Origin of the sequence: Citrobacter sp. RHBSTW-00599 (genome assembly GCF_013784065.1) — a bacterium.
Taxonomy (GTDB): Bacteria; Pseudomonadota; Gammaproteobacteria; order Enterobacterales; family Enterobacteriaceae; genus Citrobacter; species Citrobacter braakii.
This window is the reverse complement of record NZ_CP056717.1, coordinates 767600-783358: the sequence shown is the minus strand read 5'-3', so window position 1 is coordinate 783358 and position 15759 is coordinate 767600. Positions and strand designations below refer to the sequence as shown.

At 45.0% G+C, this 15759-nt stretch carries 15 protein-coding genes; all 15 read right to left on the bottom strand.

The window, feature by feature from the left end:
* Positions 1–685: 685 nt before the first annotated feature.
* The 15 genes from HV243_RS03765 to HV243_RS03695 all read right to left on the bottom strand — a co-directional run bounded on the left by HV243_RS03765 (position 686) and on the right by HV243_RS03695 (position 15750).
* Positions 686–1078 (bottom strand): FaeA/PapI family transcriptional regulator, encoded by a 393-nt coding sequence (locus HV243_RS03765; protein ID WP_165500015.1) that lies wholly within the window; start codon positions 1076–1078, stop codon positions 686–688.
* Between the two features lie 173 nt (positions 1079–1251).
* Positions 1252–1728 (bottom strand): hypothetical protein, encoded by a 477-nt coding sequence (locus tag HV243_RS03760; protein WP_053389974.1) that lies wholly within the window; start codon positions 1726–1728, stop codon positions 1252–1254.
* Positions 1712–2458, bottom strand: coding sequence for a winged helix-turn-helix domain-containing protein (locus HV243_RS03755; RefSeq protein WP_165500016.1), 747 nt, complete (start codon positions 2456–2458; stop codon positions 1712–1714). The genes HV243_RS03760 and HV243_RS03755 overlap by 17 nt, the downstream gene beginning before the upstream one ends.
* Before the next feature lie 113 nt (positions 2459–2571).
* Positions 2572–3921, bottom strand: coding sequence for a hypothetical protein (locus tag HV243_RS03750; RefSeq protein ID WP_052951280.1), 1350 nt, complete (start codon positions 3919–3921; stop codon positions 2572–2574).
* A complete protein-coding gene (locus HV243_RS03745; RefSeq protein WP_053389972.1) occupies positions 3914–5338 on the bottom strand; it encodes a glycosyltransferase in 1425 nt (474 codons plus the stop codon). Before HV243_RS03745 ends, HV243_RS03750 begins: the two co-directional genes overlap by 8 nt.
* Positions 5335–6423, bottom strand: a complete 1089-nt coding sequence (locus HV243_RS03740) for a glycosyltransferase family A protein (protein ID WP_131351402.1) — start codon at positions 6421–6423, stop codon at positions 5335–5337. The genes HV243_RS03745 and HV243_RS03740 overlap by 4 nt, the downstream gene beginning before the upstream one ends.
* A gap of 60 nt (positions 6424–6483) precedes the next feature.
* Complete coding sequence (locus tag HV243_RS03735) at positions 6484–8298, bottom strand: DUF4422 domain-containing protein (protein WP_053389971.1); 1815 nt, start codon at positions 8296–8298, stop codon at positions 6484–6486.
* A complete protein-coding gene (locus HV243_RS03730) occupies positions 8291–9172 on the bottom strand; it encodes a glycosyltransferase (protein ID WP_053389970.1) in 882 nt (293 codons plus the stop codon). The genes HV243_RS03735 and HV243_RS03730 overlap by 8 nt, the downstream gene beginning before the upstream one ends.
* Entirely contained in the window at positions 9169–10329 is a 1161-nt protein-coding gene (locus HV243_RS03725; protein WP_053389969.1) for a UDP-galactopyranose mutase, read from the bottom strand. The genes HV243_RS03730 and HV243_RS03725 overlap by 4 nt, the downstream gene beginning before the upstream one ends.
* Entirely contained in the window at positions 10326–11084 is a 759-nt protein-coding gene (locus HV243_RS03720; RefSeq protein ID WP_053389968.1) for an ABC transporter ATP-binding protein, read from the bottom strand. The genes HV243_RS03725 and HV243_RS03720 overlap by 4 nt, the downstream gene beginning before the upstream one ends.
* The gene (locus HV243_RS03715; RefSeq protein WP_047358693.1) at positions 11084–11866 is read right to left on the bottom strand and encodes an ABC transporter permease; all 783 of its coding nucleotides are present in this window, start codon (positions 11864–11866) and stop codon (positions 11084–11086) included. The genes HV243_RS03720 and HV243_RS03715 overlap by 1 nt, the downstream gene beginning before the upstream one ends.
* Positions 11863–13023: a glycosyltransferase family 4 protein gene (locus HV243_RS03710; RefSeq protein ID WP_053389967.1), complete on the bottom strand. Its 1161-nt coding sequence runs from the start codon at positions 13021–13023 to the stop codon at positions 11863–11865. Before HV243_RS03710 ends, HV243_RS03715 begins: the two co-directional genes overlap by 4 nt.
* On the bottom strand, positions 13020–14726 hold the full coding sequence (locus tag HV243_RS03705; protein WP_141201956.1) for an O-antigen ligase family protein: 1707 nt from the start codon (positions 14724–14726) through the stop codon (positions 13020–13022). Before HV243_RS03705 ends, HV243_RS03710 begins: the two co-directional genes overlap by 4 nt.
* A gap of 46 nt (positions 14727–14772) precedes the next feature.
* Positions 14773–15165, bottom strand: coding sequence for a hypothetical protein (locus HV243_RS03700; RefSeq protein WP_131351411.1), 393 nt, complete (start codon positions 15163–15165; stop codon positions 14773–14775).
* A gap of 78 nt (positions 15166–15243) precedes the next feature.
* The gene (locus tag HV243_RS03695; protein WP_052951276.1) at positions 15244–15750 is read right to left on the bottom strand and encodes a fimbrial protein; all 507 of its coding nucleotides are present in this window, start codon (positions 15748–15750) and stop codon (positions 15244–15246) included.
* Positions 15751–15759: the final 9 nt, after the last annotated feature.

Below are 15759 nucleotides of genomic sequence, written 5' to 3'. Positions count from 1 at the left end.
AACCCTCTTTAATTAATAGAGAAAAGATAAAGTTTCGTCGCAAAGACAATACAACCACATGCCTTAAGGAGAAACATTTAGTTGAACACATCAAAAATATAGATTTAAAATTCAATGAAAGATATACATACACGATGAAACACTAATGATACTTAATGCAACTGAATCGACACAGATTTAACGGACACATTAGAGTGATTTAAAATAGTTAAAAAAGATAATGACCATAAACTGTAAACGTTAACACAACAATTTTAAGTTACAACGTTAAAACGAATAGTTGAATGAGGTCATCCTGTTCATCAGAGCAGCATCACATATTTATATCGCATCTCAGAATATCTACACTAGGATAAATAAGTATAGCCGGAATTGTCTGCTAACAACGCACAGTCAAATACTCAGGCCGCCCCCCTACAAATCCCAAAAGAACTGTAGCAGGTTACTAATGAGTGGCATATTTTACTTTGAAAAATCGTCTGAATGACATACACCTATATCCGTGACAATTGAATGAGTATCGTCCACATCCAGCACTGAATCGTAGGTCAACATAGATACCTATAATGCTAATTGACAGCTATATCTATAAACATAGGGAAACAGAAGCCAGAGATTACTACCACTGACAATACTTTTTTTAAAATTTGTTTAAAAGTCTTGCATCTCAAATAGAACGCAAGTATTACAAATCAATAGTCCAACCTAAAGATTTTCCATCAAAAAGATGACAACATATTACCCCAGCCTCATTCAGCTTTGTTAACCAGTTCCGGGTAACGTAAATAGATAATCCACAAATATCTGCTATCTGTCTCGTTGTCAATCCTGCTTCAGAGGTGGTACTAAGCGCTTGATATATAAGACTCAAGTTAGCGTATCCTTTACGCCCTTTAGCAAGACGCATTGTTTCATTAAGCTTCCCAATTTTTCTTAAAGCAACATCTGTTTTAATAGATGAATCACCACTTAATTCTTCTTTTGCATCTTTTTCAGAAAGACTTTTTCCAATTATATTTCTTTCCGTTTCACCCAACAACAAATAATAAACATTATCATTTACCGCATTACTGCTCATAAGAAAAGCCAACCTCGGAGTCATTCAGAATTGTTGCAAATGATATCCTCAAAACTCATTAAAACGGCATATTTAGTTAAAATAGCATATAAATATAGGTTAAAATTCCGTTTTTTAAATAATTTACAGAATAAAAATCTTTTGAGCGTTCTGATTTTTACACCGATTATTAATCATCTTTCAATGCAAATGAAAATCGGATTAAATGTATTTTCGATAAGGAAAGCGGTGTCCTTCAATCTTTCAACTCGAATTCGACGACCAGCTGTACTTAAATCAAACATTAGTCGATTGAACATCTGATCATCAGTTGAATCATTAACATTTTTCTTGATAACGAAATTTGATAATGTGAAATAGCTATAGTATTCAATCGAGTAATCGAAATATATAATCCTCAGTACATCAAATGTAGTATTAGTATCTAACTCTGTGAGTTCACCAGAAAAAGAAGCCATTCCAGTCCCGTTGGGATTAAAAGTCATACCGATTATACCGCTGTATTGAAATCCTTTTTTTGGCATGGGGATCAGTACGGGTGACTCACAATTAATCATTTCTCGCCTAGACACATCAAAGTAATAATATATATTAGCCAGAATAATCACAATGAAAGATATAAGTATGGTTAACTTAATAATTGCGCGCATTGATATACACTCCATTGCAAGCTGAAATAATATTATCTTTATCACCAGAAATATTGCAACGACTAATAAATTCCCGCCCCTTACCCTCTAGTGAAATACGTTCATCAGATTGATACACATACGAGAAACCCTTAGTACAGGCTATGTTAAAATTTTCATTTTCAACCATCTTCTCAATCCTGGAGCGAATTGATGCAAAATCATGCTCGCTTACCTTTTTAAGCGTGTAAATTTTACAAGAATCTATTTTACCAAAATAAAAGAGCTCCTTGTTTGTTAATCGGTCTTTAAGGAAAAAAATTTGATATAATAAAACCATAAGCAAAATCATAAAACTTAGAATTGCAAAAAGATATTTACGAAAAAAAACATCCTTGAGCAAACTAAAACCACCATCTTTATAATTACTAACATTATCGCCAGATAAATAAAAACCAACGCGTGGTATTGTCTTAATTAACTCCTCTTGACATTCCAAGTCTGTAAGCGTTTTTCTTATAAAAGAAACATATTGAGTAAGACTGTTATTTGATGCAAGCATCTCATTTCCAGACCATACATAATCAAAAATCGCTTCTCTGGGGACAACCTTCCCTGCGTTGATTAACAAGCATGTAAGAACACGTGCAGCCATATGTGGTAAAACAATAATATCGTCCGCACTATTTTTGTTAACTAAAGAACCATCATCAGGATTGTAAACTATAGAATTGTTAATCAAAAATTTCATTTTGATAAATGTCTCTAACAAATTGATCAGCATTTGATGCAGATACGTATCAACATAATGGATAAATTATAGTCCTTACAGTTCTAACTTGCAGAAATTTATACTACTTATTTTTATTTTGATGATGCTGCCATGTCATTAGCAATGCTTTCTAGTATAGCTTCTGGCACCCTTTGTTGGTTGAAATACGTTTCGCACAAGGCTTTCTGCTCATTTTGCAACGGGTCTTTACCTCCGGATGAAAAATGATCTAACCATGGGACTAACATCTCTGGCTGCTCTGCTGGGATAGGATGAACCCCTTTCTTGACGTGAACGCCAAATGCATTGAAGGGGCTATGATCTTCACGCTCTAAAAACAATACAGGCTTTTGATTAAGCTGGTATTCAAGCAGAAAACTAATCCCATCAACGATCAGTAAATCGGAAGCCTTGAACGGACCGGCGTAGTCGCCATTTGTAAGTACTCCTGTATTCGGTAGTGCACACCATCTGGCACAAAATACATCAAACTCTGAAGAGGATGTGTTTGAAATTGATTGCATTTGGCTGACAAGCGCAGGATGAGGACTGAACAAAAAATCAATTTCAGGATGCACCTGTGCCAGATTCAGCATAAATGATTTCACCATCCAAAATGTACCGAAATTGGTCCATTCAGTACCCGTGGAGTGGTGAGCACTCCATATTATTTTAAAGTTATTTCCTGTATTTATCGGCCAGATGGGTTCTGCGTGGCACAAATAATCAACTCGTGGATGCCCAGAAGTGATTACGGGTAATGTTGATGGCATAAACTCGCGTATTGCATCATTCGCAATAAATATTCCACTGGCTCGTCGATACAAAGGACTCGCCCGAAATCCTGAGACATGAATCGGGGCAATACTGTAATCTATATAATAAATCTTCGCAAAACCAAGCCATTCGGCAGCAAAAGCTGGCGATATATCAGCATCCCAATGTGATTGTCTAAAAATAATTTGAGGTTCTAATGCTCGAAGAGTAGACAAGTCATCAAAAAGATCTCCCGAGATAATCCTGATATGCGGAATACCTTTAGATTTCATGCTATTATGGGTATTCTCTTCATTACAAAGCTTTTCGCTTCCAGGATACTTTCGCGGGATAGTCACAACTATCGGATCAAATCGAGGATCTTTACTCATTGCGAGCCAAACAGCGTGCAAACTACTCCATATTTCAACACTGTGGACAAGAAAAACACAACGCCATGGTGCTTTTCTTTTCATTATCAGACGCTCAGAATGATGAATAGATTGCGATACAACCAAAAGTTTCTGGCGAATATCATTCAGCTGAGAAGAGAGCGAGTCTATCTGCGATTGTTGATGAACACTGTTGCTTAAAATGGCGTTAATTGAGTCTATAAGCCGCCTATAGCGCAGAGTTATCCCAGGAAATACTCTACGAATACCCATTGTGATCAGAGATCTAACCATTACTTTTGCCTTTTAAACCAAATCTGGACACCAGGCTACAGAGGGTTAAACGCATATAAAAGTTAAACATTTTACTTCCCATCTTCCTTGCCAGTAAGAATCGCTCAAAATGAGTGAGTGGAAATGATGCTCCAAGGCATTGTTTGAATATATTGTTCAGGTAATGTTTTTTTAGGGGCTCTTCAATAATAAACCATCCCCAATAGTGTGTATTTAACATCAATCTAAAAGCTTGCATTGCCGTGGAACGTGTTATCTCTGGTTTAAGGCGCAACATAAGCCATTCGAAAAGCTCAACATGTACCAATAAGCGTTCATCCTTGATGCCGATATCCTGTCCTGGCCTTGCCTGACGGTAAAAATAGTGACAATCCGTAATCGTTGTTAACTTTCGGGCTGCGAACAATGCTTCAAACTGAAAAGGAAGATCATCGAAACGACGAATATGTGCCGGGAATACAATTGCCTTTTCTTTCAGCATCGCTGTACGGTAGATCTTACGCCAAATCGTGGGACGCGAACTTAACTCATCACAAAGCAACGCATTCTCATTACCCGGGCATTCCACCTTCCCACCATCGGGATAAAATTCAGTCCAGCCGCATTGAGCCACATCAGACTGACGCAGCACAGCAGAACGGAATAGAGAGCTAAACATGTTCGGTGCAACAAAATCATCGCTATCAACAAACCCAGTAAATGTTCCCCGAGCAGCTGAAAGACCGGTGTTTCGTGCAGTAGCACACCCAGAATTTTGTTGATGAATCGTTCTGAAGCGTTGCGGATATTGTATCTGCCATTTTTTAGCAATTTCCCCACTACCATCGGTTGAACCATCATCAACAACAATGACTTCCAGCCCGTCCAAATCCTGATGAGCTAATGATGAAAGGCACTCATCCAGCCAATCGACAACATTATAGACAGGTACGACAACACTAACGGGTACTGAAGACAAGCGCCCACTGACTTGCGTTGAAGCTTCATCCACCCACCAGCTAAAACGCTCACAATGTTTCGCTGAAAATTGGTACCATTGCAGCCAGTCTCCCGCTGAACGTTCCAGAACGCCGCAGGCAACATCTGGAGCGTGAGAAAGAATTAATTTTTTTATTTGTTCCGAGTTGTTTTGGTCCAGCACAGCATAGAGTTCGTATCTCTTATCTACAGGAGATTTATTAATAAGCTGATTTATATCTGACACGACATAAATATCTGAATGCGAAAGTAACGAACTCCACCTTCGTTGGCCAGCAGATTCTGAGTCCACAATCCAGATAGGTGCCTCATGCTCTTTTAATGAATTAATCATATTTGGGCTAATCAATTTGTCACCCGGAATGATAATCAGTGGGATATCAGGACGCTGAGCAAAATAAGGGTGTCTGCCATCGATACAGGAAGAAATAACTTTCATTGTGAACCGCCTTTAATCATTTTCCCCATCAGACGAAAGATACCGAGCCATAACATCGGACGAAACAGTAAACCGGGGACCAAAAACGGCAGACTGCTCCATCGGTAGCCAGCAGCCAGTCGAGACAGTCCATGTGAGCTACCCACTAACAACGCCAAAGCAATAATGGCCTGCCCCGCTGGCAACCCAGCCTTGAATGCCGTAGCAAGCACCTGACGCGGACGGGCATGCTCAAACAGCGAACACGATGCAACATAGTAGGGTTTGCGATCTTCGGGTAGAGAAGCGACGCCACTCCAGTGCAACATACGTAATAGCTGCCCCATTAATATTCTGCAATGATTACTGGAAAGTGTTGCAGGCACTGCGTCAATGACTCCCGCTACTGCGTCTACCATATCGCGTCGGCGATGGCTTCGTTCCTCCGTGATTTTACCGGGCCTTCCTACCCGATAATAGTAACCGACTATGTCCATCAACATTATTTTTCCTTCGCTAAAAAGAACACGGTAATGAGGAACCAAATCTTCAAATACTTTGCCATCACGAAAAAAGCCAACGTTGTGCAACCAAAAATTCCTCCGATAAACTCCGGTATTAATATTTGGCTCAAGACCTAATAATTCAGGGGCCGCAATAAACGTAGTAACCCCATCATCACAATACTTGCGCGACTGAGAATAGCTCTTTTCATCATAGAAAGGAGACAGTGTCTGATTAATATCGTCATAAACCATACTGCGCCAAAAAACAGCATCAGCATGATTCCTTTCACCACGATCAATGGCCACCATTAGCGTTAATGCATTTAACCAGTCATCACTATCACAAAAAGCAATCCAGTCACCTCTTGCCAGACACACCCCTTTATTACGAGTAGCCGACAGTCCCTGATTGGGTTGCTTCAACAGAAGAACCTGTCCTGGAAATTTCGCCAACAAATCCGGCAAACACTTGAAACTATCATCGGTACTGCCGTCATCAATGACGATCAATTCAGCATTAGTCAGTAATGATGAGGACAATGAAGCAAGCGTCATTTCTACCCAAGCAGCTGTGTTATAAACAGGAACGACGATGCTCACCACCGGTATTTCTGCACTGCGAGTATCAAGAATAATGTCAGGTTTCAGGTTAATTCCCTCTCACTTAAAAATTAAATTCTGGTAGATGCTATATGCCCGGCGCAGCGCCCTCAGACGCCGTGAACCTCGTATACAATCCTGTATCTTCTGCCCTCCGATCCGAAACCACAGATGGCGATAAATGCGAATTAAACCATCCGATAACGTAAACCGAAGCTTGCCCATTGGAGTGCGGGGCGTTCTTAAATGCCTAAAATACTCGCGTCGAAGCGGATGACGACAGCCAGGAAGCCATGGCTTATCCGGGCCTGTAAAATGTAATATGACGGGTCCGGCCAGCGCTGCAACGTGCTCCTGGGCACTAAAAGAAGGTGTCAGGATGTCCGGCAAGTAACAACGCGTCTGGACGTTGTAAATTAAAGGCAGAGTATGAATTTCTCCCTGATGCGCCAAATTCAGCACATCCTGATCCTGCAATCGAATAACTTGCTGAAAGCGGTAATAAATGGTCAGGTATTCTTTTAATGGAGACGGATAACGCGCTCTGAGTGCATCCAGGTTGATAAGGAGTACCCCAGCATTAATGTAAAGGCTCTCAATACCAAGCCTCTGCGCCTGATCTCTTCCGCCCTCATCCGCGCAGGCTCCCATTACTACATTTGCCGGCAAATCATACTGCCAGAGAGGAAGAAGGTTGCCGCATACCACCATATCCGCATCCAACCACAGCACTCGGGATACATCAGTAAGCAATTCCGCAAGCAATAGTCGATACCACGTTCGATGGCTAATATGGCGTCGGTTATTGGGGAGATACTCAAGAGAGTTATGTGAAACCTGATGAAACTGAAAGCGGATGTTGTCACCACTTTCGTTGGACAGGAGCGCTCTGCTTTTTTGAGATAATGTTTCATCGCACAGTAAATGGATGATGAGTCTTTGTTTCGGATGTAGCCCTGTAATCAGCGATGACAAGAATGTATCGGCATGAACAACATAGGCGTCATCGACTGCGATAGCGACTTGTATTACCTCATCAATCAACTGGCTTCGATCTGGCTCTACGGGTTGAGAAGGCTTGAGGTATGCAGGAGAAACCCCTATTGCAACCCCTGTTTGCCCAATCCTCATCTCTGGCCAACGCTGCTGAGCCGCAATGAGCCAGGCCTGCGTCAAACGCTCGGCAAGAAAGCCCCAAACTCGCTGCTGATAATGCGTGTAATGCTCAAGAGAGCGTTGTTGCGATTCCGGTAGTAATACTCCAAAAAGAAACGAACAGTAATCCTGAAAATAAGGATGTCGCATCACCACAAGATTACCCGTGACCATCGAAGTTCGTGAAAGGCAGTCAATCAGAGGGAGATAGAAATCTGGCCAGTCTCGCTTCACTCTTTCAACTATGCTTTCCAGATCGGCACCATGATGTGCACGATGATAATACTCTGCTACCGTCATTATCTGTTCAGGCAACCCAGGGGGATGTACCGGTAGCGCAGGAGCGGTCATAACATCATATGACTCCAGACACTCATTGACCTGTTTCTCCGTCCAGCCGAAATAATGGAGGGTATTTTCATCCAGTTTAGAGAATGTTCCGTTCAGGATCTTATTCTTACGAAACGTCAGCATGCGCCGATAGTGCATCAGCCCATACCAGTCGGCATCGACATTTTTCCATATCCAGTAAAGGGCCGTAAGCTCACTCCAGAAGGGATTTTGAGACGAAATATTGTCCCCTTCGTCGTCCCCCGCCGCGTAATCAAGACGAGTTGAAACAACAGATCGCCCTGCCTGAATGGGTGTAAAATAACGATTTCGAAAGTATGGTGCCGGGCGATGATGGCATACGAAAAAACGGACCACGGGTTCAGACATTATTTTCCTCCCCCGGACCAGCCAGACCGTCACGAAGCCCTATACCCCAGTGCCATATATTGCGGAGTTTTTCAGGGCCACTCATTGCGCCAGCCAATTGCCCAAGCACCCTCAACGCAGTGACATTGTTATTCCATGGAGCACCCGAACGGGTTCTTGATAGCCACAAAAGGTTTCGTGTTAATAACTTACGGCGCTCGGGAGAGACGCCGCTGCGGCTGTTAATATCATGTTGAAATCGTAGCGATGGACACCACAGCATCCTGACACCTTGTCTTGCAAGCGCGGCTCCGGCGGCCAAATCGTCAAAATAAAGAAACAATCTTGTATCCAGTACATCCAGCAATTGCCGTACGACTCTACGCTCAACGCAGCAACCCACAAACGTCAGCGTACAGACCGACGTTATATTGGGCTCTCGGGGCAGCCATCGCTCAGGGAAGAAAAGATAGCCCAACGATTGTCGTAAGGTTTGCGGCAAACGCTTAAACGGCATGTTCATTCGGCAAGGTTGATTGAGTGCATCTCGAACATGACTCAACCAAATATCGGCCTGAGGCTGCTTTGCCAGTTCACAAAGCCAATCCGGTGCAGGTTGCGCATCATCATCGTAAAGACAGACGTGCGTCCAACCCGTCACCGCCGTTAACGCTTCTAATCCTGCTGCAAAGCCACCCGCACCACCACGATTCTCCGGTTGATGCAATACAGTCAGCCTCAGCTCATCCAGGCTATCCAGCCATTCTTTGGTTCCATCGGTGGAGGCGTTGTTAACCACCAGCACCTGGTCGAATGACATATTTAGCGTGTGGACCAGCGTCCTTTTCAGCATCGTTAACCTGTTAAAGGTAACAATCAGCGCAGCCACTTTCATGCGTTAGCATCCGGCCAGGCCAAAAAGTGCTCACCTGCTGGGGTTGTTATAAAATGCTTCGCGATCGATATGGCCTGGCGTAGCGTAACGTCCATATCCATATAGCGATAAGTCCCTAATCGCCCGATAAATGTCACACCAGTAAGAGCCGAAGCACGTTCGCGGTAGTGAGTCAGCAGCCGTTCATCATCTGCCATTCGCAGCGGGTAATAAGGGATATCATTCTCTTTGGCCTCCCGAGGGATTTCCCTGACTAAAAGCGTTTGTTGATGCTGCTCCCAGGGACTCAGACGCGCATGGTCAGTAATGCGCGTCCAGGGAACAGATTTATCAGCATAATTCATGACGGCACACCCCTGAGCGTCAGCCGTTGCAGCCTCCCGAATAAAATCCAACGTCCTCCAGCGCAAGCGACCCGCATCATGATTAAACCAGGCATCAAGTGGACCGGACCAGAAAACATGTCCTTTCTCCATCAACTCACGTGCAATTTCTGCTGTCACAGTGACGTCAGTCTGCACCTTAATATTGGGGTGTTGCAGCATAGATTGAACCATCGCGGTATACCCGTCCTGTGGCATACCCTGAAAACGGCTATCAAAATAGCCATCTGTATAGTCAAACCTGAATGGAAGGCGCTTGAGAATAGAAGCCGGAAGCTGCGTAGCCGAACATCCCCACTGCTTTTCGGTGTAATCACGGAAAAACGTCTCATAAAGGGGGGCCCCCATAAGTTCATGCGCATGTTGCTGAAGATTTTCTGCGCCGTCAGGCGTTGAAATCGTCATTGAAGCAAGCCATTTTCGAGCTTCATTGGGCGTCATTGCCGCTGAGCGAAACTGGTTTAAGGTGTGCAAATTTACTGGCAAATTCCAGACCTGCCCCTGGCTGGTCGTAAACACACGATGTTGATATGGCATAAATCGTGCGAAGCGCTGGACAAACTGCCAGACTTCTTCATCGTTGGTATGGAATATATGCGGTCCGTAACGGTGCTCACGCACCTGAGTATGCGGGCATCGTTCATCGTGGCAATTTCCCGCGACATGGTCACGTTGTTCAAAGATGCTAACCTGAGCACCCTGTTCGGCCAGCAGCCGAGCGATGGTCGCGCCGGATAAACCAGCCCCTACGATATAGATATTTTTATTTTTCATTTTTTACTCGCTTCCTGCTGCATAGCTTCTTGATAGAGTGGAAGAGTGTCGTTTGGTGAGCCATCGGCAATCATCTGATGGTTTTCGAACCACAGCACGCGATCGCAGAATTGTTGAATATCCTTTGGATTGTGGCTGACGAAAAGAAGGGTGACGCCCTGGGCCCGAAAGCGTTTTAGTACTTCATAGCAGCGTTGGCGGAAAGCAGCATCCCCCACGGCAAGTACCTCATCTACAAGCAAAATATCCGGAGAGATTTGAGTCATAACCGCAAAACCCAGCCTGGCTAACATTCCGCTGGAATAGATTCGTACCGGTTCGTCAATAAAGCGTCCAAGTTCAGCGAAATCGATAATCGCCGGCATCGCTCGTTTAACTTCCTCCCGACGCAGACCCAGCAGCGTTGCATTTAGAGCAATATTTTCCCGACCGGTGAGCTCAGGATGAAATCCGGCCCCCAGCTCCAACATTGAGGCTACGCGGCCACATACCTTTACCTGTCCGGTTGTAGGGGAAAGCACGCCTGCGACAAGTCCCAATAGCGTACTTTTCCCTGCGCCATTGCGGCCTATCAGCGCCACGGATTCTCCACGACGAATACGAAAACTCACATTTTCCAGCGCTGTGTGCTGATGTTGCCTGATCAGAGCTTTAAGCTGTCCTGGATGTAGCAATAGCGATTTAAGACCAGAACCGAGGTGGTGCCAAAGCGGGTAGCTCTTACTTACCTTGACAAGTTCAACCGTCGATGACATCACAAAACCTCCGCGAATCGGGGAGCAAGCCTACGGAGCACTTGATATCCAACCAGTAACATCACGACGGAAAACACAAACATTGACAGCAAATGTTCGCCAGAAAGTCGTCCATGCATAAAAAGTTCACGCCATGCCAGAATCAAAGGTGCCAATGGATTAAGATTGAGAAGCCATTGCCAGCGTGCAGGTACCATTTCAGGCGAATAAAGCACCGGCGTGGCGTAAAACAAGAGCATCAGCCCAAGCTGTACAAAGCGTTCAAGATCGCGCAGAAACAACGTTAGTGACGATAAAAGACAAGACAGTCCAGTCAGAAGAATAAATTGCACTAAAAACAGCAGTGCTCCGCCCCATAGCCAAGCAAATGTAGGTTCTGAACCTGTACGGCTGACCAGCAAAAATAGAGCCAGCACCGGGAGGCTAAATAAAAAATGTACCCCCTCCGTTAACACCTGAGTAATAGGCAAGACTATGCGTGGAAAGGTGGTTTTTTTGATAATGGCACTATTTACAAAAAACAAAGCAGGTGCCGTACTCAGGCAGGACGTAATCCACTGCCAGGGAAAAAGACCGCACAACAAAAAAAGCGGGTAATCAGCAATAGGCACCCGCATGACCTGCCCGAAGATCAGCCAGTAAATAGCCCCGAACATCAGCGGGTGCCCTACAGACCACAGCCAGCCGAACAGACTGTTTTTGTAGCGTACCTTTATCTCTTTTTGGACCAGCACACGAATAAGATCCCGCTGCCACAGTAACGACAAAATAAAACGTTTCATTTTTCAAGTTCCATGACGCCAGAGATCGCGGAGAGACTCAGCACTCGCTCATAACAAGAGAGGTTCTTAGCCGCAGCATGAGAGGCCGTCAGAGAATGAAGCACACGCTGTCGTCCTGTTTCACCCTTGCGTTCACAGCAAGCAGGGTCCTGCAATAGCCGCCTCAGGGCAGCAGCAAACGCAATATCATCGCCATCTTTTATCAGCGCGCCACAACTGTTATCAGCGGGTAAAATGGTACGGCATCCACCGCGATCAAAAGCCACTGAAGGACGACCGCAGCTGGCCGCCTCCAGGAGAATGCGCGGCACCCCTTCTGCATAACGCGATGGAAGCGCAATAATATTGGCCTGAGCAATCAACGCTGGCATATCATGTCGTGCCCCCAACCACTCAATCTCCCCCTCGTGGTGAAGCTGAACGAGCTCTGCTTCGGGAATACGATTCACATCACCTGGGGCTGCGAGTCCTGCCACCTGCAGGCGCAGAGCAACGCCCTCTGAGCGCAACTGTCGACAAATGTTAAGCAACGTGTCGAGCCCTTTAGGGCGAATGAGCCTCCCCGCAAATAACACAACCGGTACGCGATTTCTGGGGAAAGACGAATAAGGAAAAGCATCGGGATTAACCCCTGAGCAACCGGTCACCATCGTGCGGGATATTGTGATACCGCAACTGTCCATGAGCGTCTTGCGATCGCCTTCGTGCTCAAACACCAGCAGGGTTTGAGGTTTTCGAGCAGCCCTACGCCACCACCATCCAATGATTGCCCTGGCCGGTCTCGCGAACGGAAAGCTGCTACTCCACAAGCGGCCTAATCCAGGGAAAGTCAGTGCTACCGGCCAGCGGCCAGCAAGACCGGCACCAATCAGGCAGGGTTTTAGCGTAATACAATGCACCAGATCAGGCTTCAAACGGCGCAACCAACGCGATATTTGCAATCCGCTTTGTATCAGGTTAAACGGGCTTGCTGACGGGCCTTTCAGTGAAATTTCATGCCAGTGAATTCCTGCCTGATGCAATTGGCGCATAACAAACTCATCACCCTGACGGCATAAAAGATGAACGTCATAACCGGCCTTTTTCGCCGCACAGGCGCGGTCCAGCCAATGCAAGGCAAAATAGGCCGCATCGTTAACGATAAAGCAGAGTTTCAAAGATCACCTCGGAGGAAGCGGGGATCGAAAGGAAAATCACGATGCCCCCGGATGCGCCATTGCTCCGCCGCCTCCAGGTCACCTTTCGATTTTGCAATGGTAATTAACGACGCTGTTACATTGGCGTCGTTATGCACATGCAGCCACGCGCTGGCACAGCGTTCAAATTGATTCAAATGAGAGGTTTTTCGGGTCTGATTGAAAGCCATAAGCTCACTGACACACCGGTTAAATTGCAATCGGTCATACTGTGCGATTGAATTTGGTACATCCTTCAGTAGCTCAGTATCCGTTAACCCACTTATTTCAGCGGTGCGCAGGATTGCGCGCGTCTGCCAGGCCGTATGCAAAAAAAACATGCCCCATAAGCAGAGGCCCCCCACTGCAATCAGGATGAAGCGTTTCAGGCTGAGTGAAACTTCCCGAGGTTTAAGCAAACGAACCGGCCAGCTCAGACGAAGCAAAAGCAAAAAAATGACGGCATGCACGGCTGACAGATAAAACGGATACTCTGTCATGCAGTGCAGGGCAATAGGCAGCGTGAGGGCCCAGATCGTACGCGAACGATGCGACCCCTTAATCAAAGGGATGCAAAAAATGCCGGCAAACAACAGCAGCCCGCTCAATGCCACAATGCCGCCTTCAGCCAACACGAAGAGTATTTCATTGTGCGGATGCGTCACCGTATGCTCAAAGCTGGAAACTTGCCCCGTACTTGCGAGCGCATCAGGCCACACGCTTTCAAAACTGCCAGCCCCCGCACCCAAAAGAGGATGCTGTTTTATCAACGCAACACTTCCTTCCAGCATTTGCCTGCGCTGGATGGAAGATTCAGCCCGCATGCGCTCAAGGCTGAAAGCCGATGCATCTTTTGCATCAGAATTTATTGCCGTTTTATCAGCCTGGGATTGCATCTGGTGTTCAGCTGGCACGAGAATTGGGATCCCTGGCGATGGAATGATTTGCACCAGTAGCCAGCAGCCAACGATCAGGCCGGTTATCAGTAGTATTGTTTTTCGACGCATTTTCGCCGGAGAAAAAATAACCAGCCCCACCATGGCAATAGTTGCCCCCAGCCATCCTGTTCTGGAGTGGGTCAAATAAAGGGCGAAACCGATCGTCAATAGAATGACAACCCAGGCAAAAATTGAATTTTTACGGCGGCATTGCACCACGGACCACAGCGTCGCACCGAGGCCCGTCGCCAAAAATGATCCCAGAAGATTTACCTGTCCAAACATACCTAATGGCCGGCCTTCCGCCGCCAGTGGATTGTGATGCAACCAGCGCCATGAAAAATAAGGCGCATAGAGCTGAAGGATGGCAGCGATGGCCTGAAGTAAAGCGGCACCGGCTATTGCCCCAATAAATACTCGGGCATCAAACCACGTCAACTTACATTGCAGCAGTAACCCAAAAAAAACCGTCATAAAAATAATAAATGCAGCTCTGGATAGAGCATTAATTCGCCATCCGTTATCATGTACGATGAATAGTGATATATTCATTAAAATGAGAGCCATAAGCAGCCAGTGGTAATATTTCCCTCCGCGAAATGCAGAATTACTCCATTGACGGATAACAATAACCAAAGACTGCAAAGCAATTACCCCCCAGGTAACAACACTGTGCGCTGAATTAAGCCCTACAGAAGTAACATTATCTGTTGGAAATTGAATAGCAATGAAAAGAAAGGCCAGCACGATATAAAAAAAACATCTCGACCACTTTGGAAAACAAAAGGAATAATCACCCCCTAATTAACGAGTCTAGTGGTTTTTGGTAATCATCAGCACTATAAAGAGGACTATCCCTTAACTTGCCCGCTTCTATAAGCTCATGAAGATAGCGTGCAATATCGGCCAGTATTTTAGCCACTTCAGGATTATTATTCTCCAGAAGGAACTTTCCGACCAATGCTCTTCTTTCAAGAGTAAAAATACCGTCACTATAATGAATAACTGCGTTCTCCAGAATCTGAAGTCGTTTTAACTCACAAATATCGCATAAAAGAGCGTCAAGCATACACAACCTTTTACTAAAAAATTTAATGAGAACACCAGTCTGATGGCTAAATTCTAAGGCACCTAAAGCGCCTTGTTTACAGAGATTATTTTTACTTGCAGCACCAATCCCAAACACCGAAGAACACGCAAGACTACAATGCGATATAAAATCCAATGAAAAGAAAAGAAATGTATTTTTTTATAAAACTCATAATTATATATACTCTGCTATAAGGGTAGCAGTGCATGAAAACGGGCCTTCTTCAGGATCCTCTGCGGGATCAGTAATTAGTTTCACCATTAACTTAGGTGGAGCAGTAACGTTTTCAACCTTAAACTCTTCGTTCAGTTTCAGCGGAACGCTATCTTTATAAAATTGGATCCATAGGCCTTTGCGACCAGAGTCAATAATACTACCGTCAGATGGCACTGGTGTTGCCTTAAGGGTCAATAAAACCGTATTCGCTCCGCCAACGCTGCCACAATCAAGCTCGTAGTCAATGTTTCGTGTATAATTTTCGCTTTCTATTTTATTGATCCCAATGTTGCCAAAAGCGATTTCAATGGTCCGGTCATTATTAATGGAACATGCCGTCATAGCCTGAAGCAGCCCGGTAAAGGTGAAATCCACGCTGTCTCCCGTTTGCTTCGAAATAGCCAGCATGCTACACGATACTGTCCCAAAAAAAATGAAAGCAAGCATCAGGATGAATTTTTTCATCTTCATTTC

Bases quoted from the DNA above. Each gene is read 5' to 3' on its own strand.
- HV243_RS03765 (WP_165500015.1), bottom strand. From the start codon at position 1,078: ATGAGCAGTAATGCGGTAAATGATAATGTTTATTATTTGTTGTTGGGT.
- HV243_RS03760 (WP_053389974.1), bottom strand. From the start codon at position 1,728: ATGCGCGCAATTATTAAGTTAACCATACTTATATCTTTCATTGTGATT.
- HV243_RS03755 (WP_165500016.1), bottom strand. From the start codon at position 2,458: ATGAAATTTTTGATTAACAATTCTATAGTTTACAATCCTGATGATGGT.
- HV243_RS03750 (WP_052951280.1), bottom strand. From the start codon at position 3,921: ATGGTTAGATCTCTGATCACAATGGGTATTCGTAGAGTATTTCCTGGG.
- HV243_RS03745 (WP_053389972.1), bottom strand. From the start codon at position 5,338: ATGAAAGTTATTTCTTCCTGTATCGATGGCAGACACCCTTATTTTGCT.
- HV243_RS03735 (WP_053389971.1), bottom strand. From the start codon at position 8,298: ATGTCTGAACCCGTGGTCCGTTTTTTCGTATGCCATCATCGCCCGGCA.
- HV243_RS03730 (WP_053389970.1), bottom strand. From the start codon at position 9,172: ATGAAAGTGGCTGCGCTGATTGTTACCTTTAACAGGTTAACGATGCTG.
- HV243_RS03725 (WP_053389969.1), bottom strand. From the start codon at position 10,329: ATGAAAAATAAAAATATCTATATCGTAGGGGCTGGTTTATCCGGCGCG.
- HV243_RS03720 (WP_053389968.1), bottom strand. From the start codon at position 11,084: ATGTCATCGACGGTTGAACTTGTCAAGGTAAGTAAGAGCTACCCGCTT.
- HV243_RS03715 (WP_047358693.1), bottom strand. From the start codon at position 11,866: ATGAAACGTTTTATTTTGTCGTTACTGTGGCAGCGGGATCTTATTCGT.
- HV243_RS03695 (WP_052951276.1), bottom strand. From the start codon at position 15,750: ATGAAAAAATTCATCCTGATGCTTGCTTTCATTTTTTTTGGGACAGTA.